This is a genomic window from Rhodanobacter thiooxydans, assembly GCF_030291135.1.
GTDB classification, from domain to species: Bacteria; Pseudomonadota; Gammaproteobacteria; order Xanthomonadales; family Rhodanobacteraceae; genus Rhodanobacter; species Rhodanobacter thiooxydans_A.
This window is the reverse complement of record NZ_CP127409.1, coordinates 2962554-2986469: the sequence shown is the minus strand read 5'-3', so window position 1 is coordinate 2986469 and position 23916 is coordinate 2962554. Positions and strand designations below refer to the sequence as shown.

Sequence of the window (23916 nt, the reverse complement as noted above, 5' to 3'; positions counted from 1 at the left end):
GGAAGCTCAGCCGAACAGCATCGCCAGCCCGAACAGCCCGACCATCACGAACGAGAGCACCAGTTTCACCAGGGTGCCAAACAGCAGGCCCAGCCAGGTGCCGATGCCGACGTGGGTCGAGCGCAGCACGCTGGTGCCGGAGGCGAGCTCGCCGGCCAGCGCACCCAGGAACGGCCCGAACAGCAGGCCGGGGATGCCGAAGAACATGCCCAGCAGGGTGCCCAGCGACGCACCCCACAGGGCCATCTTGCTGGCACCGACGCGCTTCGCACCCAGCGTGCTGGCGACGAAGTCGACGATTACCCCGAGCGTGCCCAGCGCGCCGATGATCAACAGCCACCACAGGCCCAAATGCCGGTAGCCGTCCACCGCCGCGGCCAGCCAGATGCCGCCGAACAGCATCGGGATGCCGGGCAGCGCCGGCAGCACGGCGCCAGCCAGGCCACCGGCGATCAGCAGGGCGGCGAGTACGTACAGCGCAATATCCATCGGGCAGGTTCCATCATTGGGACACGCGACGGGCATGCCGGTCGCACAACCCATGATCGATTGAGGCACTATGACATGCAACCGCGTGCCGCCCGTGCCTGCCGGAATTTCCGTGGACGCAGCCCCTCCTCTCCTGCTCAAGGCCGACGAGCTCGGCCGCATCGAGATCATCGAACGCGCTGGCGTGCGGGTGATTCGCCGTGACGTCCGCGCCGCGCGCTGGTGGGCATGGCTGGCGGCCCACCGCGCGGCGGCACGCGAAGCCCGTGCGTTGCAGCGGCTGGCGGGGATCGATGGCGTGCCGGTACTGCTGGGCTGGGACGGGCGCGAATTGCTGCGCAGCTACATCGCCGGCATTCCGATGCAGCAGGCGCGGCCACGCGACCGCGACTACTACCGCGACGCATTGCGCCTGCTGGCACGGCTGCATCAGCGCGGCATCGTGCACAACGACCTGGCCAAGGAACCGAACTGGCTGGTGTGTGTGGACGGCCGTCCCGCGCTGGTGGATTTCCAGATCGCCTGGACCCGCGGTCGTCGCGGCCGCCTGTTCCGCCTGCTGGCACGCGAGGACCTGCGCCATCTGCTCAAGCACAAGCGCACGTATTGCGAGTCAGCGCTGAGCGCGCGTCAGCGCACGATGCTGGCCACGCCGGCGCTGCCTTCGCGGCTGTGGCGCGCCAGCGGCAAGCGGCTGTACAAGTTGGTGGCGCGGCGGGTCTTCGGCTACTGGGACAACGAGGGCAGGGGACGCATGCGCGGCTGAGCGCGGCTGGCGCCTACTTCTCCACGAAGGCCCGCTCGACCACGTAGTCGCCCGGCTCGCGCGTGCGCGGCGAAACCTGGAAGCCGCGGCCGTCGAGCAGGGCGCTGAGGTCGTCCAGCATCGCCGGACTGCCGCACAGCATCACGCGGTCGGTGGCCGCGTTCAGTGGCGGCAGGCCGGTGGCCTGGCTCATCACGCCGTCGGCGATGGCGTCGGTGATGCGGCCGCGGTTGCGGAACGGCTCGCGCGTCACCGTGGGGTAGTAGATCAGCTTCTCGCGCACGAGTTCGCCCAGGTACTCATGCTGCGGCAGCTCGTGCTCCAGGTAGTGCGCGTAGGCGAGGTCTTCGACCCGACGCACGCCGTGGGCCAGCACGATCCGGTCGAAGCGCTGGTAGGTGTCCGGGTCGCGGATGATGCTCATGAAAGGCGCCAGCCCGGTGCCGGTGCCGAGCAGGTACAGGTGCCTGCCGGGCTTGAGGTCGGTCAGCACCAGCGTGCCGGTGGGCTTGCGCGTGACGATCAGCGGGTCGCCGGGCTGCAGGTGCTGCAGACGCGAGGTGAGCGGACCGTTCGACACCTTGATCGAGAAGAACTCCAGGTGTTCCTCCCAGCTGGCGCTGGCGATCGAGTACGCGCGCAGCAGCGGACGGCCGTCCGTTTCCAGCCCGATCATCACGAACTGGCCGCTGTCGAAGCGGAAACCCGGGTCGCGCGTGGTGCGGAAGGAGAACAGGTTGTCGTTCCAGTGCTGCACGTCGATCACGTGCTCGGTTGCCATTGCCACCATGGTCGGTCGTCTCGCCTTGTTGCGCCGTCGGGGAAGTCGCACGCCATGCCATCCGGCTGGCCGGAGATGGGGACTCGCGGGGAGGGCGGCCGTGGCCACGGTGCCTTGCGAGCGCCGGGATGGGCGCGGCGACAGGCGCCTAGGATACGCGAGTGGCTGCGCCCGCGCCCGCATCCTGGCGTGATCGGCAGGGCAAATTGCCGCATCCATGCGGTGCATCGCCGGTAGCGACTGGCCGGGATAGCCGGCTTCGGGGTGCGCGATATTGTGCCGGTGGCACGCCCCTGGTTGCGATGCGGGGGTGTGTTCGAGACACGCCCCGCCGCTGGGCCGCCGTTCCATCGGCGGCCCAGCAGTCCTGCGTCGTCAGCCCTGCTTGACGGTGTTCGCGGGCACGAAGGTGTAGCCCATCGCCTGTAGGCCTTCGACGATCTGCTTCAGGTAGCTGATGCTCAGGTACGGGTGGAAGAAGAAGCTCTGCACGCCATCCTGGATCACGGTGTTGCAGTTGGCGCTGTAGAGGATGTCGGCCGGGTAGCGCGGCGGGTTGTGGTTGAACTCGGTCAGTTCGACGTTGCCGAGCTGCTCCGGGATCACCACCGAGCCGTAGATGTCGCGCACCAGGTAGGGATAGAACTCGCCGTAGATCCGGGTGTAGTCCGGGGTGCCGGTTCCGCAGGCCCCGTTCGGGCACCAGCCGGCCGCATACAGGCCGCGGTCGTAGCGTGCGGTGAACGCGGGCTGGAATACCTGGTAGTCGATCGCCGAGGCCGCGTAGTGCGGCGGCTCGAAGATGTTCGGCACGGTGAAACCCGCCTTGGCGAATTCCTGCTGGCTGCTTGCGATGCGCCCCTGCGCCCACAGTGCGGAGTCTTCGGCCACCGGCGTGTCGTAGATGACGTAGTTGTTGGTGCTGATGTGCGCGCGGTAGAACTCGAAATCGTCAGCGGTTACGCCACTGTAGGGATTGTCGACATTCGAGTACTGGTGCGTATATCCGTGCATCAGCAGTGTGCCGCCCCTCGACTGCATGTAGCGCAGTGCCTGGACCACGCCGCTGGCCTGGTAGAGGTGTGTGCTGACCGGCACGCCGTTGTTGTATACCCCGTTCGGATCCTTGTAGAACGGGATCACCGCCACGCTGAAAGGCACGTGCTTTTTGTACAGATAGTCGGCGATCGCGCGCAATTCGGTCGGGTCGGCGTCCGCGCTGACGTCCTCGATGCGCACCAGCGCGCGCTTGCGCGACGGCATGGACGGGTTGGACACCTTGCCGATCAGGTCGACGGCCGCGAGGTAGCGGTCGTTCGGCCCCGTGTAGCTGAAGGGAATCTCGCCAATGTAGGTCAGGTTGGCGCCGCGGGTGGCCCAGTTGATGGTGCCGCCGACGTCGTTGCTGGCCGTGGCGAGTACCTGCGCCCTGGTGGGGTCGTTGATCGCCGTCTGCAGCAGGCCAGTGGGCACCGCCAGCGCATTGCGCTGCAGCGCGACCCCCTTGTAGGTCACCGCCAGCGCATTGCTGAAGTCGAAGAACATCGGCGTGAAGCCGTACTGCCCGGCGAAGTTGCTTGCACGGGCGGCCAGTTGCCAGATGTTGTCGTTCATCCACAGCACCGGTTTGCTGGTCGCCAGCACGTCGTCCAGCAATGCGGTCGGCAGCGGCTCGTCGTAGGTCGAGCCGACGTAGACCAGGCCGGTATAGCCGCCGAGCTCGCCCGCGACGTAAGCCGCCGCCGGATGCAGGGTGTACTTGCTGCCGTGGGTGACCAGGTTTCCGGCCATCACGCCGTAGGCTTCACCCAGCCAGCCCCACTGGCCGGAGCTGTCGTACAACACCAGCGTGTTCTGGTTCGGGTTCGCGCCGGGCGCGCCGGCGTACTGGTTCACCGCCTGCAGCAGTGCCGGTGCCAGCAGACGGGTCGTCGTCGGGGAGACGACGGTCGACTTCTTCTCCGGCAGCGCCGCGCGCGGGGGGGGCGGTGGCGCGGGAAGCATGCGGTCGCCGGTGGTGCGCACGGCCGTCGCCGGCGTGGCGACGGTCATCGGACTGGATGCCGCAGCGAACAGCAGTGCCGCACTGATGATGACGGACTTGAAAGTCGACAGCCCGACAAGCGTTGACTTGGTCATGGGAGTTCCTCTCACGCGGTGGTTGGGCAGGCGCGCAGTCAGCGCGCTGCTGGAAGTGCAATACACATCCCGAATGCCCAGGCCCCTGTCCCGTGAAAGGGACGCCTTGCCCTCCGTTGGCAAGCTTGCTTGCAGCCGATCGCCAGCTTGGCTGGCTTGGCTATTATAAATCACACATCATGTCAAGGACACAACAAGGAGAATTCATCGAAAATTTTCGTTGATTTAACTTGCAGTTCGCAATATTGAACAACAAGGCGGTACTCGTGACCGCCGATACGGGCTCGATCGCAGGCACTCCCCCCGCCCATTGAGGCGCTTGCGGTCGGCTTTTCGCGATAGTGGGGACATGGGCAGGATGCCCGCGTAGCAGGACCGTGTTGCCGTCCTGTGGGGGAGAAAGCACATGCAGGATGCACTGATTGTCTGTGGCACACGCCCGGAGATCATCAAGCTGGCACCGCTGTATCACTGCATGCGCGCCAGCGACTGGGTGCGGCCGCACTGGTTGCATACCGGGCAGCACGACGAGATGGCGCGTCAGATGCTTGCCTGCTTCGGCATCGTTCCCGACATTTCGCTCGATCGTGTCGGCGACGGGCTGCACGAGTTCAGCGTGCGCTGCCGCGGCCTGCTCGACAGCGTGATGTCGGACGGGTCCTGGTCGCTGGTGGTGGTGCAGGGCGATACCGAGAGCACCTTCCTCGGCGCGCTGTGCGGCTTCCACCACCGCGTTCCGGTCGCGCACGTCGAGGCGGGCCTGCGCACCTATGACCTGGAGCGGCCGTTCCCCGAGGAAGGCCTGCGCCAGATGGTCAGCCGGATCACCCGGTTCCATTTCGCACCGACCGAGCGTGCGGCGCAGGCGCTGCGCGCAGAGGCGATCCCGCACGAGCATGTCTTCGTCACCGGCAATACCGTGATCGACGCGCAGCACTGGGTGGTGCGGCACCACCGGATACAGCGCCGGGTGGAGGGGCGCGGCCACCTGCTGGTCACCGCCCATCGCCGCGAGAACTGGGGCAGCGACCTGCGCGAGATCTGCCATGCGATCGCCGATGTCGCGAATCGCCACCCGGAGCTGCAGGTGCTGTTCCCGGTGCACCTCAACCCGGTGGTGGGCCAGCCCGTGCACGCCATCCTCGGCGGGCTGGCCAACGTGCACCTGAGCCTGCCGTTCGACTACCTGGACATGCAGCAGGCGCTGGTCGACTCCTGGCTGGTGCTGACCGACTCCGGCGGCCTGCAGGAAGAGGCGCCCACCTTCGGCGTGCCGCTGCTGGTGCTGCGTACCGAAACCGAGCGGCCGGAAGCGGTCGAGACTGGCTGTGCCCGGCTGGCCGGTACAAAGCGCGAGTCCATCACGAGGCAGATCGAGGCGCTTTGGTCCGACCCGGCCGCGTACCAGTCGATGGCGCGCGCAGGCAATCCATTCGGTGATGGCCAGGCCAGCATCCGGATCGTCGATGTGCTGCAGAACGCGCTGGCGTGCGGCGAACACCTGCGCACCGCGGTCTAGCAATGGAGGTGCGGCATGTGGTGGCTGGATGCATTCTCGACCTATCTCTACGGCCTGAGCGTGGCCGTCATCGCGATCGCCCTGCTGATGCTGGTCAGCGGCCTGGACGACCTGTTCATCGACATCGCCTACTGGCTGCGTCGGTTGTGGAAGTCAATGGTGGTCTACCAGCGGCACGAGCACACCAACTATCACGAGCTGTACCGTCCGGCGGAAAAACCGCTGGCGATCATGGTGCCGGCCTGGAATGAAACCGGCGTGATCGGCCACATGGCCGAGCTGGCGGCGACCACGCTGGACTACGAGAACTACCACATCTTCGTCGGCACCTATCCGAACGATCCCGATACCCAGCGCGATGTCGACGAGGTGTGTGCGCGCTTTCCCAACGTGCACAAGGTGGTGTGCGCGCGGCCGGGGCCGACCAGCAAGGCCGACTGCCTCAACAACGTGCTGGACGCCATCCTGCAGTTCGAACGGCGCGCCCGCATGACGTTCGAGGGCTTCATCCTGCACGATGCCGAGGACGTCGTGTGCGCGCACGAGCTGCGGCTGTTCAACTACCTGGTCGACCGCAAGGACCTGATCCAGCTGCCGGTCTACCCGTTTGCGCGGCAGTGGAACAACTTCACCAGCCTGCATTACCTGGACGAGTTCGCCGAGCTGCACGGCAAGGACGTGCCCATGCGCGAGGCGCTGGCCGGGCAGGTGCCCAGCGCCGGCGTCGGCACCTGCTTCAGTCGGCGCGCCGTGCTCACGCTGATCGAGGCGGGCAATGGCATCGCGTTCGACGTGCAGAGCCTGACCGAGGATTACGACATCGGCCTGCGCCTGAAGGCCAAGGGCATGGAGGAGATCTTCGTGCGCTTCCCGGTGCTGCGCTACCAGCGGCATGACGCCGGCGAGAGCCTTCTTGGCCAGAGCTGGCGCGAGTCCAACGTGATCTGCGTGCGCGAATATTTTCCCGACCGCCTGGCGACGGCGGTGCGGCAGAAGTCGCGCTGGATCATCGGCATCGTCTACCAGGGCTACCGCACCCACGGCTGGGGGCACGGCTGGGTGCTCAATTATTTCCTGTGGCGCGACCGCAAGGGCGCGATCAGCAACTTCGTCAGTTTCGCCGCGATGCTGATCCTGCTGCAGCTGGTCATGCTCTGGCTGCTGCAGCAGGTGTGGACCGAGGCGCCGCGCTTCGTGTCGATCTTCGAGGGGCAGCCGTGGTTCGATCTCGTTCTCACGGCGAACATCGCGTTGATGGGCAACCGCATGCTGCAGCGGATCATCTTCGTGTCCGGCTATTACGGCGTGAAGCAGGGGCTGTTGTCGATACCGCGACTGCTGTGGGGCAACCTGATCAATTTCCTGGCCAACTGGCGCGCGATCCGGCAGATCATCAAGTGTGGCGACCCGCGGCGCGTGGCCTGGGACAAGACCACCCACGACTTCCCCAGCATCGGCGGCGAGAACCGTGCCAAACGCTCGCTCGGCGAGATACTGGTCGCGAACGGCGTGGTCTCGGCGCAGGAATTGCGCGAGGCGGAACTGCACCGCATCGACGGCCTGCAACTGGGCAGCTCGATGGTCCACGAATCCCGGATCACCGCCGCACAACTGGCCTGCTCGATCGCCGAGCAGATTGGCGTCGGTTGCGAATCGGTGGACTTCGCCGGGTTGTCGCGCGCATTGCTGGATGTGCTGCCAGCGTGCCTGGCATTGCACTACGCCGTGTTGCCGTTGCGCCACGAAGGCCGCACGCTGGTTCTCGCCAGCGAGTCCTACATCGACCCGGTGTCGCTGGCGGCGATCGCACGCCAGCTCGACCGGCCGGTGCGTTACGTGATTGCGCACAAGGGCCAGGTCGCGGTCGGGCTGCGTTGCCGGTACGCGCACGCGTGCCGCCACGAGCGCGACCCGTACCGTCTGCTCGACGACGCGACGCGCAGCGGGCGGATCCGTGGCGACCGCGTGACATCGTTATGGGACAGCTACGTGTCGCGCCAGGTCATGCTGGGCGAAATCCTGGTGGCACAGGGGCACCTGGATGCGGTGGCGTTCAGGTCGCTGCTGCTCAGCCACGCGCGCAGCCCGCAGCCGCTGGGGAAGTTCCTGGTCGAACAGGGCGTGATCAATCAGGAAACGCTGGATCGCATGCTGGCCCTCCAGGCGACATTGCAGCCGGACATCGACCTGCTGCTCGACCTGGAGGCCGCCATGCCGGTGCGCTCGCTGGCGCCAGCGGAGGAGGCAGCATGAAACGGCCATGGCCCATCCACTGCGCGCTGGCGCTGTTCGCGCTGGCGCCGGCGTGGCCACTCCACGCGGCGGGACAGGAGCCGGCCGCCGGCGGCAGCCGCTACCGGCAGTTCCTGGTGTACCCGCATCGACAGGCCGGCTACGCGGCCATGCGTAGCGGCGACGAGCGCACCGCGGTGGCGGAGTTCGAGCGTGCGCGGACGCTGGCGCCGCAGGATATCGACACGGCACTGGACCTGGCCGGGGCCTACCGGCATTTCGGTCATGCGGTGCAGGCGAGCCAGGTGCTGGACGAACAACGCCGCTATACGCCGGATGACCCGCGGCTGCGTGTCGCCGCACCTGTTGCCACGGCAGCGGCGGTCGACTGCGCTCGCGACAACCGGCCGACATGCCGCGCCCAGCGTGGCTTCGACGACCTGCAGGTGGGCGATCTTGCCAGGGCGCAGGCGGAGCTCGATGCCCGGGATTTCGCGCGCAGCCCCGAAGGCCGCGCCTTGCGCCATGCACTGGTGCAGCGCGCGATCTACCTCGGTGATCGTCAGCGCGCTGTCGCGCAGCTGGCCGAACTCGAGACGAGCGACAAGCTCAGTGCCGACGAGCGCGGCCAGTGGTTCAACCTGCTGCTTCAGCTCGGCGAGCTGGATGCGGCGCGCCAGCTGCAAGCGCGCGGCGGGCTGGATGCGCCGGCGCAGGATCTGGCCATGGCCGCGGCCCTCGACCAGCGCGGCGACCGCAAGCGGCTGGCCGCCTACATGGCCGCCCGCCAGCCCGCATTCACCAGCGAAAAGGATGAGCGACAGTGGCTGGACCTGCTCGCGTCGGTGGCGCGAGACCGGCCGGGGTTGCTGTTTCGCTATGCCACGCGCCACCCCGCCAACGCGGTGCTGCAGGCGCGGCTTTCGGTGCCGCTGGCGATGGCGCGCGGCGACAGCACGACGGCGCAACGCATGCTGTCGCGATTGCCCGGCGGAAGCCTCCACGAAGAGCGTTTCAGCCTGGCTCTGCAGCAAGGCCGCCATGCCGAGGCCGGGCAACAGGCCGAAGCACTGATCGCGCAGCCGGAGGGCTACCGCCTGCTCGATCCGCTCAGCTATCGCCTGATCGAGGCCGGTGCACGCGGCGAGGCGAAGCATTTGTTGCTGGGTGCATATCCGTTCGCCGGTAATCCGGGCCGGGCAGCTCTGCTGTCCCGCCTGGCGGTGCTGGCCAGCGAGCAGCCGACGCTGTTTTCGCCGGACGATCGCACGCGCCTGCGGCAGCCGCTGGAAAGCGTGCCGCTGCGCGTGGCGCAGGTTCCGATCCTGGGCGCCCTGCGCGACTGCGACGGGATCCGCCAGGTGATGGCCGACCTCTCGCCGGACTACCCGGCCGGACTGTGGCGGCAACTCGGCGATTGCTACGGCAACGACCGGCCCGGCCTCGCCGAGTACGCCTACGCCGAGGCCCGCCGACGCCAGCCAGGCAGCGACATCACCCGCGCGCTGGCTTATCAGGCCTACAGCGCGCAGGACTATGCCACGGCCCTGCAAGCCTGGCGTTCGGTGCCGGCGGCGCACATGCAGCCGGCCGATCTGCTGGCCGCCGCGACCACCGCGCTCACCGTCGACGACCCGGCCGTCGCGCGTTCCTGGCTGGATACGTATGCGGTGCGGGGCGGCCGGCAGGACCACAACTACTGGTGGCTGCGCGCGCAGGCCGACGAGCCGGGCGACCCGGCGCTGGCCCGGGTCGATCTGGAAAATGCCGTGGCGATGCACGCCGATCCGCGTTACTACGCGCGCCTGGCGGCCCTGCAAAGCCGGGCGGGCGAAGCGCAGCAGGCGCTGCTTTCGCTGCAACGTGCCAGTGCGCTGGCACCCGACGACAGCCGGCTGGCCGCCTCGTTGGGCTACGCCTATCTGCAGGCGGGTGCGCCGGACGAAGCGGTGGCGCAGTTCGAGCGCGCGCACCGGGCCAATCCCGACGATCCCGGATTGACCCGGCAGTTGCTGTACGTGCACCAGCAGCTGGGCGACGACGCACAGGCGCAGGCCTATGCGGCGCAGGCGATCGACCAGCTCGGTCCCGCCGTTGCCAGCGACGCCGGGAACGACGGCACGGAGCGGGAAGACACGGAGCAGCAGCGCTACAGCCTGCGTCGCCTGCACGAGGATCTCGGCCGCAAGTGGCGCTTCAACGCGGACATGACCCTGGGCGACACCGTGTCCTCGGCGGCCAACGCGGCGGCGCCGGGCGTCTCCTATCGCAGCTACCTGCAGCTCGAGGCGCAATACCGCTTCGACCCGCATCTCACCGGCGGCGACGCCAATACGCTGGCGGCCTACGCGCGCGTCTTCGCCGGCAGCGGTGCCGCCGGCTCGGTGTGGCCGGTGCATTCGCCGATGCTCGGCGTGGGACTGCACTGGAAGCCGCTGGTCACGCAGAACGTGGTGTTGTCGATCGAGCAGCAGACGCCCGCCGGCAACAGCCGCGATACCCATAACGACACCATGCTGCGCGCCAGCGGATCGTGGTCCTTCAGCCCGCGGCTCAGCGACGATTGGCATGTGACCGGATCGGGCTGGCTCACCCAGAACTTCTATGTCGATATCGCCCGTTACCTGCGCGCCAGGCAGACCGTGTTCACTGCGGACTACCAGCTGGGCTGGCACCGCAAACTGGTCGACGGCCAGACCGTCGAACCTTATGTCCATGTGCAGTACACCGGCATCGACCGCGCGCACGGCGCGGGCTACGCGCGCGACACCCGCGCCGGCGTCGGCGTGCAGTGGAACCTGTGGTACGGCGAAACCCGCTACGACGCCTACCCGCATCGCTTCAGCATCGCGGTGGAAGGACAGCACGCCTTCACCAGCTACCTGCGCGAGAACAACGCGGTGTTCCTGATCGCGAGGACGCAGTGGTGAAGCCTGCGTTGTGCTGGCTTGCGGGGCTGGCGCTGCTGCTCTCGACGCTGCGGGCCGAGGCCGCCACGGCGATCTTCTACCAGCCCCAGCTGCGCGATCGCGAGATCGCGCAGGCACAGTGGCCGTCCGTGTTCGCGCAAGTGCGCGCGCGCGGCTTCGACACGCTGGTGGTGCAGTGGACCCGTTACGGCGATGCGTTCGGCGACCCGGCCGGACACGCCTGGTTGCTGCAGCGGGTGCGCGAGGCGCACGCTGCCGGCCTGCACATCGTGCTGGGGCTGGACAGCGACCCCGCGTTTTTCCAGCGCCAGGAAGCATCGCCGGCGGCGCTGGATGCGTACCTGCGCACGCTCTCGCGCGGCAACGCCGAGGTCGCCCGGCGCTGGGTCGGCGACCTGGGAAGTGCAGCGATTGCCGGCTGGTATCTGCCGCTCGAGATCGACGACCGGCGCTGGCGCGATCCTGCGGTGCGCAGGCAACTGCAGGATCATCTTGCCGCGGAACAGCGCGAGCTGGACGGCGTCGCGCCGCGGCCGGTCTACGTGACCTCATTCTTCGCGGGCAACATGGCACCGTCGCGCTATGCCGAGCTGCTGGCCGATGTCCAGCGCAGCGGCGTGCATGTCTGGGTGCAGGATGGCGCGGGCACCGGACGCCTCGCCGCGGGGGAGCGCGAGCTGTATCTCGGCGCGGTGGGCCACTGCAAGGAGCCGCATGCACAGGGCGTCGTCTACGAAATTTTCCGCCAGACCGGCAAGGACAGCGCCTTCACCGCCACGGCACTGCCTGCCGCCGAGGCCGGCGTGGCCCTGGCACAGCGGGCGCCGTGCGGGGGCGACAGCGTCTTCTTCGGACTGCGTTACCTGCCCGGGGTGGCACAGGTGCTGCGGCGCCAGGACGGCGCAAAATAAGGAACGCCTCCGGATGGAGGCGTTCCTTTTGGCGAGCCGTTCACGCGAGGTGGGCGCTCCGGCACGGTGGCCGCTTTACTGCGGCACCTTCAGCGGGGCGATCGTATCGTGCAACGTGGTCCAGTACGCCTTGGTGTACGGCACCATCTGCTCGGCGTAGTTCCACCAGAAGGTACCGCCGACGAACTTCGGGTTCTTGATGGTGTTGACCATCGGGTAGTAGGTCTTGATCAGGTTCGTCTGCACCGAGGTGGGTGCACTGAGGCTCGACGTGCCGATCTCGCCGAAGCCGACCTTGGCGTTCGGGAAGATGTTCACCAGCGCGCTGAAATCGGTCTCCCAGGATGGCGACAGCCCGGGGCAGTCCTGGTACGGGTAGTAGCTGAAGAACGCGTAATCGGTATTCAGCCGGACGGTGGAGGACAGGAAGGTGGTGGGCCAGGTCTTCCAGTAGTCCTGCGGCTTCGCCCAGCAATTGGTGCCCTTGCTGTCGTCGTTGTAGTAAAGCGTGATGGCGGTCTTGCCGCCGACGCCCTTCACGATCGAGTTGGCGGCGGCGACCATCTGCCCGATCGCGGTTTCCTGCGCGTTCACCGTGGCGTTGCTGCCATTCGGGTTCTGGCGCAGCCATTCGCCGTTGATCTCGTTGGCGATCTCCCACACATCGACCGTACCGTTCAGGCCGTAGACCAGCTCCTTGGTGCGTGCGGTGTAGGTGTTGATGTCGGTGGGGAAGTAGTACGAGTCCATGATCTCGCCCATCACGTAGGCCACCGTGTGCAGCTTGACCAGGGCAGGGTAGTACTCGGCGGCAGACGTGCCGGGGTCGAACACCACGCGCACCGTGGGCTTGTACGGCAGCTTGGTCAGCGAGGTGATGATGGCGTTGAGGTTGGACAGGTCGTCCAGGGTGACGCCGTAGATGGGCGTCTTGAGCGTCGCCGCCTGGGCGTGGGCGGTCGGCGCGAGGGGTGCCGATGCGGCGTAGAGGGCCAGGGATACGGCGAGCGGAGCCAGCAGGGTCTTTGCAGCAGTTGCTAGGTGGGCCATCGATGAGAGGTCTCGTGTGTGGGCGATCCTTTACCCGTATTGGGAGTAGTGGTTGTGACACGGGGGTGCCACGACATGGCGACGGCACCGTGGAAAAGCTCGCGGAGTCGGGCCAGGTCGTGCTCGTCCGGGCACCGTGAAGATCGTCCATGCAACGGCCGCCCTCCCCGTACGCCGAGGCAAGGGGGACGGCAGTGAGGCTACCGTTGGGATGCCAGTGAAAATGCCGAAACTGCCTGGACGGCCGAACCAGGTCGGAACCGTCCGTCGACACGCCGATCAGGTCAGCCTTGCTTGCAGGAACCAAGGCCGGGCAGTACTGGCCCGAGATGATCGCGCGTGGACATCACTGGTGTTGTGCAGTCTAGCAAACCGACTTTTGACGGCATCAAAATTTGGTTAGCGCGTGGTAATTTGCCGCGAGAACCGTGTGCTTTTGTGATGCGGTTGGCAGGAAGGCGGCTTGTCAACAGCCGGTGGCATCGTTCCGTGACTGTGCCGAGTGCGGTCCCGAGCCTGCGTCGTGGCGTGAACCTTTGCTCGCGGCGCAGGCGCGAGGACACTCGCCATGCCGGCCTGGCGTTACTGGCGGGTACGAGTGGATGCGAGAATGCATGGCCTGGCGTTGCGCCGGGTCGGGCGCAACGTTTGGATACTATCGGGCAACCCATTGAACACGTCAGGCTACCAAGTGTCCGTCGCCCCCATGATGGACTGGACCGATCGCCATTGCCGCTACTTCCACCGGCTGTTGTCGCTGCGGGCGCGGCTGTACACCGAGATGGTGACCAGTGCCGCGCTGGTGCGTGGCAGGCAGCTGCGCCTGCTCGAGCACAGCCAGCAGGAACATCCGCTGGCGCTGCAGCTCGGTGGCAGCGATCCGCACGAGCTGGCGCAGGCGGCACGCTTCGGCGCCGAGGCGGGCTATGACGAGATCAACCTCAACGTGGGCTGTCCGTCGGATCGGGTGCAGTCCGGTCGCTTCGGTGCCTGCCTGATGTACGAGCCGGCACTGGTGGCCGACTGCGTGAAGGCGATGCGCGATGCGGTCGGCATTCCGGTGACGGTGAAATGCCGCATTGGTGTGGACGACCAGGACGACTACGCCGACCTGCAGCACTTCACCGGGCTGATGCTGGAAGCGGGCGTCGAGGTGCTGGTGGTGCACGCGCGCAAGGCCTGGCTCAAGGGCCTGTCGCCGAAGGAGAACCGCGAGGTGCCGCCGCTGGACTACGAGCGGGTCTATCGGCTCAAGCGCGAGTTTCCCGCACTGGTGGTGGTGATCAACGGCGGCATCACCACGGTGGCGCAGGTGCAGGCGCACCTGGCGCAGCTGGACGGGGTGATGCTGGGGCGCGCGGCGTACCACGATCCGTACCTGCTGGCTCAGGTCGAGCATGCGCTGCACGGCGAGCCGCTGCCCACCCGCGAAAGCGTGCTGCAGCACCTGCGGCCCTACGTCGAGGCCGAGCTGGCGCGCGGCACCGCGCTGAAGCACATCAGCCGGCACCTGCTGGGCCTGTACCAGGGCGAGCCGGGCGCACGCGGCTTCCGCCGTATCCTCAGCGAGGGTGCGCACCTGCCGGGCGCCGGCTGGGCGTTGATCGAGCGGGCACTGGCGCCGCGCCCGCTCGCGGCGTGACAGCGCACGCCCGTCCGGTCAGTATTCAGCTGCGGTTCCCTAGGCTGAACGGCAACCGGAACCGAATCCGGATGGAATCCAGGCAACCATGTCGAAGCAATACCTCCCGCTGGTCCTGACGCTGCTGCTGATCGCAGGCGGCGGCGTGCGTGCGGCCCAGCCGGCCGTGCCGTCGCTGACCCTGGAGCAGGCGGTGGCGAAGGTGCAGCGGGAGACCGGCGGCAAGGTGCTGTCGGCGGATCCACGCAAGTTCGGCCACCATACGGAATACCGCATCAAGGTACTCGATCCGGATGGCCACGTGCGGGTGGTGGCGATACCCGCCGAGCTTCCCCGGGGTGGTCAGTCACCGGTCGAGCCGCCTCGGGGCAATCCGTCACCGGTCAACTCGAATCCGCGTCCGGCCATCATCGACTTAGGCAACAGAGGGAGACACTAATGCGCATCCTGTTGGTGGAGGACGAGGCGCCGTTGCGCGAGACGCTGGCGGCACGCTTGAAACGCGACGGCTTCGCCGTCGATGCGGCGCAGGACGGCGAGGAAGGCATCTACCTCGGCCGCGAGGTGCCCTTCGACCTGGCGATCATCGACCTGGGCCTGCCCAGGATGTCCGGCATGGATCTGGTCAAGGCACTGCGCGAGCATGGCCAGCGCTACCCGATCCTGATCCTGACCGCGCGCGGCAGCTGGCAGGACAAGGTCGAGGGGCTGAAGTACGGCGCCGACGACTACCTGGTGAAGCCGTTCCACGTCGAGGAACTGCTGGCGCGCATCAACGCGCTGGTGCGCCGGGCCAGCGGCTGGTCGAAACCGATCCTGGCCTGCGGCATGATCAAGCTGGACACCACCGCGCAGACGGTGACGGTGGAGGGCAAGCTGGTCGACCTCACCAGCTACGAGTACAAGGTGCTGGAGTACCTGATGCTGCACGCCGGCGAGCTGGTCTCCAAGGCCGATCTCACCGAACATATCTACCAGCAGGATTTCGACCGCGACTCCAACGTGCTCGAAGTGTTCATCGGCCGGTTGCGCCGCAAGCTCGATCCGGAAGGCACCCTCAAACCCATCGAGACGGTACGTGGACGCGGATACCGCTTTGCCATCCCGCGCACCGACGGCGACGACGAATGAACGCGGGTCGCCGCGCCGCCCGCTGTCGCTGGCGGCGCGCGCGGCGATCGCCACCACATTCGTGCTGGCCGGGTTTCTCGGTCTGGTCGGGCTGACCCTGACCCAGACCAACAAGGCGCGCGCACTGCGCACGCTGCACGACCGGCTCGAGAATTTCGCGATCGCGTACATCACCAATACCGACGTTAACCGGTACGGCAAGCTGTTGCCGCCGGAAACGTCGCCGAACCCGAATTTTTCGCAGCCGGGTTCCGGCCTGTACGCCGTGGCGCTGGGCGACCAGGGCTATCGCTGGGAGTCGTCCTCGGCGATCGGGCGCGACTTCAGCTTCCTGAAACCGCTGGCGCCCGGCCAGAGCCAGTTCGTGGGACCGGTCGACACCCGCATGGGCCGGCTGTACTACTACAGCTACGGCGTGGCGCTGGACACGGTGGAGAAGAAATCGGTGCGGCTCACCGTCATGGTGGCGCAGGCTGAGGACCAGCTCGAGGGCGAGAACGCGGTGTTCCGCCACACCCTGGTGGTCTGGCTGTCGATCCTCGGCGTGATGCTGATCGTGCTGCAGCTGCTGCTGTTGCGCTGGAGCCTGACCCCGCTGCGCAAGGTGGCCAGCGACATGAGCCGGGTCGAGCGCGGCGAGAGCGAACAACTGGACAGCCAGTACCCGCTGGAGCTGACCGGCCTGACCGAGCGCATCAACGCCTTCATCACCAACGAACGCGAGCAGCGCACGCGCTACCGGCACACCCTGGCCGACCTGGCGCACAGCCTGAAGACGCCGCTGGCCGTGATCCGCTCGCAGCTGGAATCGCCGACGGCAGGCGACGAGGCGGCACGGCGCAGCAGCGTGCTCGACCAGGTGCGGCGGATGAACGAGCTGGTCGCCTACCAGCTGTCGCGCGCGGCCACCTCCGGTCGGCAGACCTTCGCTAGCGCGGTGCCGATCGCCGGTCACGCCGAGGATTTGGTGCAGGGCCTGGAGAAGGTCTATGCGGCCAAAAATGTTCTGTGCGAATTCGACATCGAGGACGACGCGATGTTCTACGGCGAGCAGGGCGACCTGCTGGAACTGATGGGCAACCTGCTGGAGAACGCGTTCAAGTGGGCCGGCCATCGCGTGCTGCTGGTGGTGAAGATGCAGCCGCAATCCGGCCGCAAGCGCCCCGGCCTGTGGCTGAGCGTGGAAGACGACGGCCCGGGCATCGCCGAAGACCAGATCGAGAAGGTGCTGCAGCGTGGGGTGCGCGGCGACGAGCGGGTGCAGGGGCACGGCATCGGCCTGTCGATCGTGCAGGACATCGTGCACGCCTATCAGGGCGAGCTGGTGGTCGACCGCTCGCCGGAATTCGGCGGCGCGCGCTTCAGCGTGAAACTGGCGGCGAGCTGAGCCCTCAGCGTGCGCGACGGAGGCCGGCCGGCTCGCGCCCCTCGGCCGGCGAACGGCCGTAGTAAGTCTGCAGCAGCCTGGCGATTGCCGGCTCGGCGTCCCGCAGCAGCGCCGGTTGCGAATAATGCAACTCGCTGACCACGGCGAAGTACTCGGCGGCGCTTTCGGTGGCGTAGTGGTCGATCGGGCTGTCGCAGCTGTCCGGCGGCATCGCGACCAGGCGGTCATAGGCCTGCTGGAATTGCTCGATCCAGCGCCGCCGCGGGATGTCCACCAGCGGCGGCACGCCATCCGGCGGTCCGTCGAGCATGTCCAGTTTGTGCGCCATCTCGTGCACCACCACGTTGTAGCCGTCCCACGGCTGCTCCAGATCCAGCTGCACGTCGGCCAGCGACAGCACCAACGGACCGCGCTCCCACGCCTCGCCGATGCGGATCTCGTCGCCTTCGGTGACTACGCCGGTGCGGTCGTCGTGGTGGCTGCGGCGCACCTTGAATTCGCCCGGGTAGATCAGCACCTCGCGCCAGCCGCGCAGGCTGGCGGCGCCCTGCTGCAGCGCCGGCAGGCAGGCCTGCATGGCGATCAGCAGGCGCCAGTAGTCGTCCAGCACGGCGCCGGCCAGCGCGTGGAAACGCTTGCGCGCCAGGAACAGGGCGGATAGCCGGCGCAGCTGCTGCTGTCGTTCGGGGTCGAGCCGGCGTGCCAGCGGGCAGCCGGCCAGTGCACGTCGCCACAGTGGATCGGCGATCGGCGCCGGTTCAAAACGCGTCCGCAGCGATTGCCACCAATGCCCCGGCATGACGCCGAGCGCTTACTGGATCGACCCAGGCAGCAGCGATTGCCAGCCCAGATGCGGCCGGCGGGTTGGCGTCGGCGCGGAGGAAGCGCCGCCGGAGCGGCCACTGCCATTGCCGGAAGTGCCGCCGGAACTGTCGCTGCTGCCGGACGGCGGGCAGTCGCGGGTCAGCCCCAGCGCGTCGCCACCGCTGCTGTTGTTGCCGTCATGGGAGCTGGCGTTGTCGAGCGCGGCGTGCGAGGTGCTGTCCAGGTCCTGGGTAGTCTCCGGACTTGCCGCCGCGGCGCTGCCGATCCCGGCAAGGCACAAGACGCAACCGATAAGCCAATGGGTGGCACGCATGGCGAACGAACTCCCTGCCCCTCAGGCGAAGGCCACGATCGTCTCAGAAACCCCGGCGCCGTACCAGTGCTGTGCCGGCCGCCGGCGGATGCCGCAGGGCCGCCACCGGGCTAGAATCCGCCGATGCCCGACTTGCCCCGCCATCTCTCACTTCGCCGCCGGCCTCTCGCCGTGGCCGCTTCCGGGGCTGGCTGATGCAGCCGGCGCACTTGCTGGCCCTGCTTGCCGATGGAGAGTCGCTATCCGGCGCCGGCCTTGCCGCACGGGCCGGGGTGACCCGCGCGGCGATCTGGAAGCAGGTCGAGGTCCTGCGCGCCCGCGGCGTGCCGATCGAGGCACGCGGCGGGGCCGGCTACCGCCTGCCGTGGCCATTGCAGATGCTGGATGCGAAGCAGATCCGCGCCGCCCTGCCGCCACAGCCGGCGCGTTCGCTGGGTGCACTGGAGGTGCATTGGGAGCTCGATTCCACCTCCAGCGAACTGCAGCGTCGTGGCAGCACGGCGAAGGACTTCAGCATCGTGCTGGCCGAGACCCAGCATGCCGGTCGCGGCCGGCGTGGCCGCGAGTGGCTGTCGCCGCCGGGGCTGAACTTGTACCTGTCCTGCCTCAAGCGTTTCGAATCGGGATTCGCCGCGCTGAGCGGATTGTCGCTGGCGATCGGCGTGATCGTGCTGCGCGCGCTGGAAAATCTGGGCATCGCCGGGGCCGGCCTGAAGTGGCCGAACGACGTACTGGCCGTTACCGAGGGGCAGGCCGGTGGCAAGCTGGGCGGCATCCTGGTCGAGTTGAGCGGCGAATACCAGGGGCCGTGCGCGGCAGTCATCGGCATCGGCCTCAACCTGCGGTTGACGCCGGCATTGCACGCACAGGCCGGCCAGCCCGCCAGCGACCTGGCCACCCTGGCCGGTGGTACGCCGCCGGACCGCAACCGCGCCGCGGCGACATTGATCGCAGCGCTGGTCGATGGGCTGCAACAGTTCGAGCGCAACGGCTTCGCCGCGTTCGGCGCCGATTACGCGCGCCACGACCTACTGCGCGACCAGCCGCTGCAGCTGAGCGGGGCCCTGGGCACGTTCGACGGCGTGGGTGCCGGCGTGGATGCGCATGGCGCACTGCAGGTGCGCATGGCCGATGGCAGCGTGCGCCGGATCGACAGCGCGGATGTCACGGTGCGCCGCGCATGAGGCTGCTGCTCGACCTCGGCAACACGCGGCTGAAGTGGGCGTTGCAGGTGCAGCCGGCTGGCTGGCTGGCGCGCGGCGCGGTGGACTGGCAGGAGGATCTGGCGGCCGTGCTGGAACCGGCGTGGGCCGGTTTGCCGCGACCGGCGCAGGTGGTCGCGGCGTCGGTCGTCGATGCCGCGCGCGAAGCGCAGGTGGCGACCATGACGCAGCACCTGTTCGCCTGCACGCCGACCTGGCTGCGCACGCCGGCGCATGCCTGCGGCGTACGCAACGCGTATGCCGAGCCGCAGCGGCTGGGCGTGGATCGGTTCCTGGCGATGGTGGCGGCGCATGCCGAGGGCCACGCGCCGTGCGTGCTGGCCGGTGTCGGTACCGCACTCACGCTGGACGCCCTGGCAGCCGATGGCCAGCACCTGGGCGGCCTGATCGCACCGGGTCCGCAACTGATGCAGCAGTCGCTGCTGGGCGCCACGGTGCGGGTGCGGCCGGAGCGACCGGGCAAGCTCGTGGAGCTGGCCGACAACACCGCCGACGCGGTGGCATCGGGCTGCTGGCAGGCGGCGGCCGCGTTGGTCGAACGTTTCGCCGCGCATACCGCCGCGCGGCTCGGCGCGACGCCGGAACTGATTCTTGGCGGCGGCGACGGCGAGTCGCTGTTGCCGCTGCTGTCGCTGCCGGCCCGGCTGAGCCAGGACGGTGTGCTGCGTGGCCTGGCCGTGTGGGCCAACGCGCAATGACGCCGCCATCGTCCGTCTAGAATGACGATCGTTGCCGGTTGATGGGGGTTCGATGTTCCTGCGCCTGCTGTTCGTACTGTTGACCGCGCTCAATATCGCGGTGGGTGCCTGGCTGCTGCTGGGGCAGCCGTATGCCCGCGGCGGCACGCCCAGCGATCCCGGCGTGGCGGAATTGCGCCTGCTGTCGGAATTGCCGCAACCTGGGCCGGCAGCGACGACAGCCATCCCTGCGGCGATGACGCCGCCGCACAACCTCAGCTACAGCTGCCTCGCCCTGGGCCCGTTCGCCACCCCGCAGGACCTGCGCAACGCGCGCCAGGCCTTGTCCGCACAGGCCACGCGGATGCGCTCGCGCCAGGAACAGACCAGCCAGACCAGCGGTTGGTGGGTCTACCTGCCAGCAGCCGGCAACCGCGCGCAGGCACTGGCGGTGGCCCGCCAGCTGGCGGCGCGCGACATCAATGATTACTTCGTGGTCAGCTCCGGCGATCAGCCCAACACGATCTCGCTGGGCCTGTTCAAGGACCCGGCCAATGCGCGCAAACGCCGCGACGAAGTCATCGCGGCCGGCTTCCCCGCCCGCATGAGCGAGCGCAGCGAGAGCGTGCCCGAATACTGGCTGGACCTGGTGGTCGCCGATGGCGGCAACTTCGACTGGCGCAGTCGTGTCCACACCACGGGAATCGATGCGCACAGCACCGGCTGCTTCTGAACACGCGCTGCGAGGCGGCCTGCTAGAATCCCCCCGGCCTCGCCGGCATAGCTCAGTTGGTAGAGCAACTGATTTGTAATCAGTAGGTCGCGGGTTCGATTCCTGCTGCCGGCACCAGCTCCCCGTCATCCGCTTTGCCGCCGCGCCCGGCTTTTTCACGGTGTGCGGCCTTGCGGCATCGCCTGACCAAGCTGAACGCTTCGAACCGGTCTTAACGAAACCATCGCAATCTGTCTACTTCGGCCTGCCCACGCTCGCAGCTGCGGGGGCACGCTGCGAGGGTACGTCATGGGTACGCTTTACGTGGTGCAGGGCTTTCACGAAGAGGGCGGCGACATCGTCGCGGACAAGCCGATCCTTCACGGCATGGAACAGCTGGCACGCACGCGCGGCGAGATGTTGGCCGGGCAGCGTGACGGCGTGCTGGTTTATGCCCAGGCGGCCGACATCGACCGTGGCGAGTATTCGGAACCGGTCATCCTCGCCCGCTATGGCCAGGTACCGCATCCGGAACAACAAAGCCTTTGCCAGGCCGGCTGACCGGAACGCTGGAAGGACCGACAGGCGCCGACCCGAGGCCCTCCCGGGGCAGCTGCGCACACGTGCCGTAGGCCCGCGCCGACATACATGGCGTGTCGTGCCGGGCAAACTGGGTCATACCGGAGGCACTGGATCATCCGTCGGCAGGGGCGCGCGGATGGGCACTCCGGGTGACTCCTTTGTCCGAGGGTGCGGCGATGCGCGTGGTTTTGACGATCAGGGAAAGCCGCCACGGCCTGTGGTGCATCTGCAGCGGAGAGGTCGTGCTGTACGACGGGCTGCGCTTCGCGCATGCGATCCGTCTGGCCCGTGGACTGGCACGCGAGGAGCATGCCAATTCCGGTCGCATGGCCAAGGTCGACATGGCCTGTTCGGAATTCACCATTACCCTGGCCCACTATGCGGGGCCGATCATCCCGCAATGTGCGGCGGCCTGATTCCGTCGACCCGACACAATCTCCGGTCCTTGCCGCACAGGTCGCGCCCTGCCGTGTGGGGTGTCATCCGCATTAGCGTCCTGGCGCGGTTGCGCAAGGTGTCTCGGCCGTATGCGCTACGGCGGCCATCGGCAGGCATTCTCCGCCGGTTTGCTTGGGCCGGCCGGTACCTGGCGGTGAGTGTACACGTGGCGTGAAAGCTTGCTACGATCGGCCCGACGGCTGCACAGGGGCAGCTCGGGGTGATCGACATGCAAACGCTTCTTGCACACTCCGCCTTCTGGCGTGGAGTGTCATTGTTTGCAGGGATGCTGCTGGGAAAAATCGTTCATGGTGCCAGGCCGGAAGTTTCGCCGGTCCGCGGTACCGGGGATCTGGTGTCGTGGAGTCCTGGTGCGCGATCGCGCCGCGAGGACGAGCAGGCGCGAAGTCGCCAGACGGGATGTCACTGACGGGCGAACATGCCGGCCTCGCTGGGGTAGCGTGGTTGCAATGGATGCGATCGCCGCTGTCGTGTGTGTCGATCCGGTGACGTCACCTTGCCGGATCGTGCCGGAGAATGCCCCTGCCTGTTTCACGTCCTTTCCACGCCTGCGGTCTGTGCGCGTTCGCGCTGCTGGCCACGGCGGCACTGGCGCAGCCGGATTCCGGCAGCATGCTGAAGATGAGCGTCACCATGAAGATGCAGGTGCCGGGTGCCGGCGACCTGCCTGTGCGCACGACTACGCTGGACGTGTGCATCTCCAGTAGCCATGACATGCGCGTCATACTGCAGCGACAGCGGGGTTGCGTGGTCAGCGACTACCGGCAGGTCGGCCATGTCGTCAGTTACCACCTGGTCTGCGGCGGCGACCCGCCGAGAATGACCGGTGATGCAAGCTTTGAGCTGCTGCCCGATGGCGGTACCAATGGCAGCGTTCACGCGAACGGCTACATCGGTGGGCAGGGCGTCGTCATGGACATGACCTACGCCGGCCAGCGCACCGACAGCTGCGATTATGCCGCGAGCCGGCAGCGGCATTGAGCAGAGAGCCATCAGCGTCGACCGGGCCGTTCCGGTAAACTTCGGGGCGCTTGCGGCGAGCGTATCGCGGGCACCTTTCTCACAGGGACGGCGGTAGCTCGCTCGGGATAGTGGCAAGACGCCACCGTTCACCGGCTACCGTTCTCCTACATCGGCGGCATGCGCTGGCTCAGACCGTGCGGCTGCCGCGACGCATGGCAGGTAAACACGGATCATGGGCAAACAGACCGTTTCATTGATCGGCGTGCCAACCGACATCGGCGCCGGCCATCGTGGTGCCGCGATGGGGCCGGAAGCGTTGCGTGTGGCCAACCTGGCGGAAAAGTTGGAGCGCCGCGGGCTGAAAGTGATCGACCGGGGCAACCTGCAGGGGCCGCTCAATCCGTGGTTGCCGCCTGAACACGGCTACCGCCACCTGGACGAGGTGGTGGCCTGGAATACGGCCGTCTATACGGCTGTTCACCAGGAGCTTCAGGCCGGGCGCCTGCCAATCATGCTCGGCGGCGACCACTGCCTGGCGATCGGTTCGATTTCGGCGGTGGCGCGCCATTGCCACGACGAAGGCAAGCAGCTGCGCGTGCTGTGGCTGGATGCGCACACCGATTTCAACACGGCACAGGCCACGCCTAGCGGGAATATCCACGGCATGCCGGTGGCCTGCCTGTGCGGCATTGGCCCGAGTGAACTCACCGGGCTCAGCGGCAACACGCCGGTAACCACGCCGGATGTGTTCCGCTACATCGGCATCCGCTCGGTCGACGAGGGCGAGAAGCGGCTGGTGCGCGAGGCGAACATGCAGGTGCACGACATGCGCCACATCGACGAGATCGGCATGAAGCGCGTGATGGAAGAGGCGCTGGCCGGGATCGACGAAAACACCCACCTGCACGTGAGCTTCGACGTCGACTTCCTCGACCCCAGCATCGCGCCGGGCGTGGGCACCACCGTGCGCGGCGGCCCGAATTACCGCGAGGCGCAGTTGTGCATGGAGATGCTCGCCGACACGGGGCGCGTGGCGTCGCTGGACATCGTCGAACTGAACCCGGCCTTCGACAAGCGCAACCAGACCGCGAAGCTGGCGGTGGACCTGGTCGAGTCGCTGTTCGGCAAGTCCACGCTGCTGCGCTGAGGCGGCCGGCGGGTGCCGCCAACGGACGTTTGCGCCGC

Annotated in this window: 22 protein-coding genes and 1 tRNA gene; 17 read left to right on the top strand and 6 right to left on the bottom strand. The window is 67.6% G+C overall.

Annotated elements, in window-relative coordinates:
- Positions 1–6 precede the first annotated feature (6 nt).
- Positions 7–489 carry a DUF456 domain-containing protein gene (locus tag QQA13_RS13780; protein WP_108470362.1) on the bottom strand — a complete coding sequence of 161 codons (483 nt, stop codon included), beginning with the start codon at positions 487–489 and terminating at the stop codon, positions 7–9.
- A gap of 70 nt (positions 490–559) precedes the next feature.
- Here QQA13_RS13780 and QQA13_RS13775 point away from each other — a divergent pair, with 70 nt between their 5' ends.
- Positions 560–1255, top strand: coding sequence for a serine/threonine protein kinase (locus QQA13_RS13775; RefSeq protein WP_108470363.1), 696 nt, complete (start codon positions 560–562; stop codon positions 1253–1255).
- A 13-nt stretch (positions 1256–1268) separates the two neighbouring features.
- Here the strand turns inward: QQA13_RS13775 and QQA13_RS13770 are convergent, their stop codons facing one another.
- Positions 1269–2045: a ferredoxin--NADP reductase gene (locus QQA13_RS13770; RefSeq protein WP_108470364.1), complete on the bottom strand. Its 777-nt coding sequence runs from the start codon at positions 2043–2045 to the stop codon at positions 1269–1271.
- Positions 2046–2411: 366 nt separating this feature from the next.
- A complete protein-coding gene (locus QQA13_RS13765; RefSeq protein ID WP_199909789.1) occupies positions 2412–4175 on the bottom strand; it encodes a DUF2334 domain-containing protein in 1764 nt (587 codons plus the stop codon).
- A 406-nt stretch (positions 4176–4581) separates the two neighbouring features.
- On the opposite strand from QQA13_RS13765, the gene wecB reads away from it, so the two are divergent.
- Genes wecB through QQA13_RS13745 form a run of 4 tightly spaced genes read left to right on the top strand, consistent with a single transcriptional unit; the run spans position 4582 to position 11767 of the window.
- Positions 4582–5694 (top strand): non-hydrolyzing UDP-N-acetylglucosamine 2-epimerase, encoded by a 1113-nt coding sequence (gene wecB / locus QQA13_RS13760; protein ID WP_108470365.1) that lies wholly within the window; start codon positions 4582–4584, stop codon positions 5692–5694.
- A 15-nt stretch (positions 5695–5709) separates the two neighbouring features.
- Positions 5710–7947, top strand: coding sequence for a glycosyl transferase family protein (locus tag QQA13_RS13755; RefSeq protein ID WP_108470366.1), 2238 nt, complete (start codon positions 5710–5712; stop codon positions 7945–7947).
- Positions 7944–10856 carry an NfrA family protein gene (locus QQA13_RS13750; RefSeq protein WP_108470367.1) on the top strand — a complete coding sequence of 971 codons (2913 nt, stop codon included), beginning with the start codon at positions 7944–7946 and terminating at the stop codon, positions 10854–10856. Before QQA13_RS13755 ends, QQA13_RS13750 begins: the two co-directional genes overlap by 4 nt.
- On the top strand, positions 10853–11767 hold the full coding sequence (locus QQA13_RS13745) for a DUF4434 domain-containing protein (protein WP_159082143.1): 915 nt from the start codon (positions 10853–10855) through the stop codon (positions 11765–11767). The genes QQA13_RS13750 and QQA13_RS13745 overlap by 4 nt, the downstream gene beginning before the upstream one ends.
- 75 nt (positions 11768–11842) lie before the next feature.
- Here the strand turns inward: QQA13_RS13745 and QQA13_RS13740 are convergent, their stop codons facing one another.
- Complete coding sequence (locus QQA13_RS13740) at positions 11843–12817, bottom strand: hypothetical protein (protein WP_199909790.1); 975 nt, start codon at positions 12815–12817, stop codon at positions 11843–11845.
- A 706-nt stretch (positions 12818–13523) separates the two neighbouring features.
- Here QQA13_RS13740 and dusA point away from each other — a divergent pair.
- The 4 genes from dusA (at position 13524) to QQA13_RS13720 (ending at position 16977) form a co-directional block, all read left to right on the top strand.
- Positions 13524–14459: a tRNA dihydrouridine(20/20a) synthase DusA gene (dusA, locus tag QQA13_RS13735; protein ID WP_234411250.1), complete on the top strand. Its 936-nt coding sequence runs from the start codon at positions 13524–13526 to the stop codon at positions 14457–14459.
- Between the two features lie 88 nt (positions 14460–14547).
- Complete coding sequence (locus QQA13_RS13730; RefSeq protein WP_108470368.1) at positions 14548–14898, top strand: PepSY domain-containing protein; 351 nt, start codon at positions 14548–14550, stop codon at positions 14896–14898.
- Entirely contained in the window at positions 14898–15590 is a 693-nt protein-coding gene (locus QQA13_RS13725) for a response regulator transcription factor (RefSeq protein ID WP_108470369.1), read from the top strand. The genes QQA13_RS13730 and QQA13_RS13725 overlap by 1 nt, the downstream gene beginning before the upstream one ends.
- The gene (locus QQA13_RS13720) at positions 15556–16977 is read left to right on the top strand and encodes an ATP-binding protein (protein ID WP_108470370.1); all 1422 of its coding nucleotides are present in this window, start codon (positions 15556–15558) and stop codon (positions 16975–16977) included. Before QQA13_RS13725 ends, QQA13_RS13720 begins: the two co-directional genes overlap by 35 nt.
- A gap of 4 nt (positions 16978–16981) precedes the next feature.
- Here the strand turns inward: QQA13_RS13720 and QQA13_RS13715 are convergent, their stop codons facing one another.
- Together QQA13_RS13715 and QQA13_RS13710 are read right to left on the bottom strand one after the other, a co-directional pair.
- The gene (locus tag QQA13_RS13715; RefSeq protein WP_108470371.1) at positions 16982–17776 is read right to left on the bottom strand and encodes a zinc-dependent peptidase; all 795 of its coding nucleotides are present in this window, start codon (positions 17774–17776) and stop codon (positions 16982–16984) included.
- 12 nt (positions 17777–17788) lie between these two features.
- Positions 17789–18115, bottom strand: coding sequence for a hypothetical protein (locus QQA13_RS13710; RefSeq protein WP_108470372.1), 327 nt, complete (start codon positions 18113–18115; stop codon positions 17789–17791).
- Between the two features lie 194 nt (positions 18116–18309).
- Here QQA13_RS13710 and QQA13_RS13705 point away from each other — a divergent pair, with 194 nt between their 5' ends.
- The 8 genes from QQA13_RS13705 to rocF all read left to right on the top strand — a co-directional run bounded on the left by QQA13_RS13705 (position 18310) and on the right by rocF (position 23878).
- A complete protein-coding gene (locus QQA13_RS13705) occupies positions 18310–19299 on the top strand; it encodes a biotin--[acetyl-CoA-carboxylase] ligase (RefSeq protein WP_108470373.1) in 990 nt (329 codons plus the stop codon).
- Positions 19296–20036 (top strand): type III pantothenate kinase, encoded by a 741-nt coding sequence (locus tag QQA13_RS13700; RefSeq protein ID WP_108470374.1) that lies wholly within the window; start codon positions 19296–19298, stop codon positions 20034–20036. Before QQA13_RS13705 ends, QQA13_RS13700 begins: the two co-directional genes overlap by 4 nt.
- Before the next feature lie 52 nt (positions 20037–20088).
- A complete protein-coding gene (locus QQA13_RS13695; protein WP_108470375.1) occupies positions 20089–20748 on the top strand; it encodes an SPOR domain-containing protein in 660 nt (219 codons plus the stop codon).
- Between the two features lie 41 nt (positions 20749–20789).
- Positions 20790–20865 (top strand) — tRNA-Thr (locus QQA13_RS13690).
- A 171-nt stretch (positions 20866–21036) separates the two neighbouring features.
- Entirely contained in the window at positions 21037–21288 is a 252-nt protein-coding gene (locus tag QQA13_RS13685; protein ID WP_108470376.1) for a hypothetical protein, read from the top strand.
- A 179-nt stretch (positions 21289–21467) separates the two neighbouring features.
- Positions 21468–21725, top strand: a complete 258-nt coding sequence (locus QQA13_RS13680) for a hypothetical protein (protein WP_234411245.1) — start codon at positions 21468–21470, stop codon at positions 21723–21725.
- 655 nt (positions 21726–22380) lie between these two features.
- Positions 22381–22749, top strand: a complete 369-nt coding sequence (locus QQA13_RS13675; RefSeq protein WP_286042183.1) for a DUF3617 family protein — start codon at positions 22381–22383, stop codon at positions 22747–22749.
- Between the two features lie 214 nt (positions 22750–22963).
- The gene (gene rocF / locus QQA13_RS13670) at positions 22964–23878 is read left to right on the top strand and encodes an arginase (protein WP_108470378.1); all 915 of its coding nucleotides are present in this window, start codon (positions 22964–22966) and stop codon (positions 23876–23878) included.
- The last annotated feature ends 38 nt before the right edge of the window (positions 23879–23916 follow it).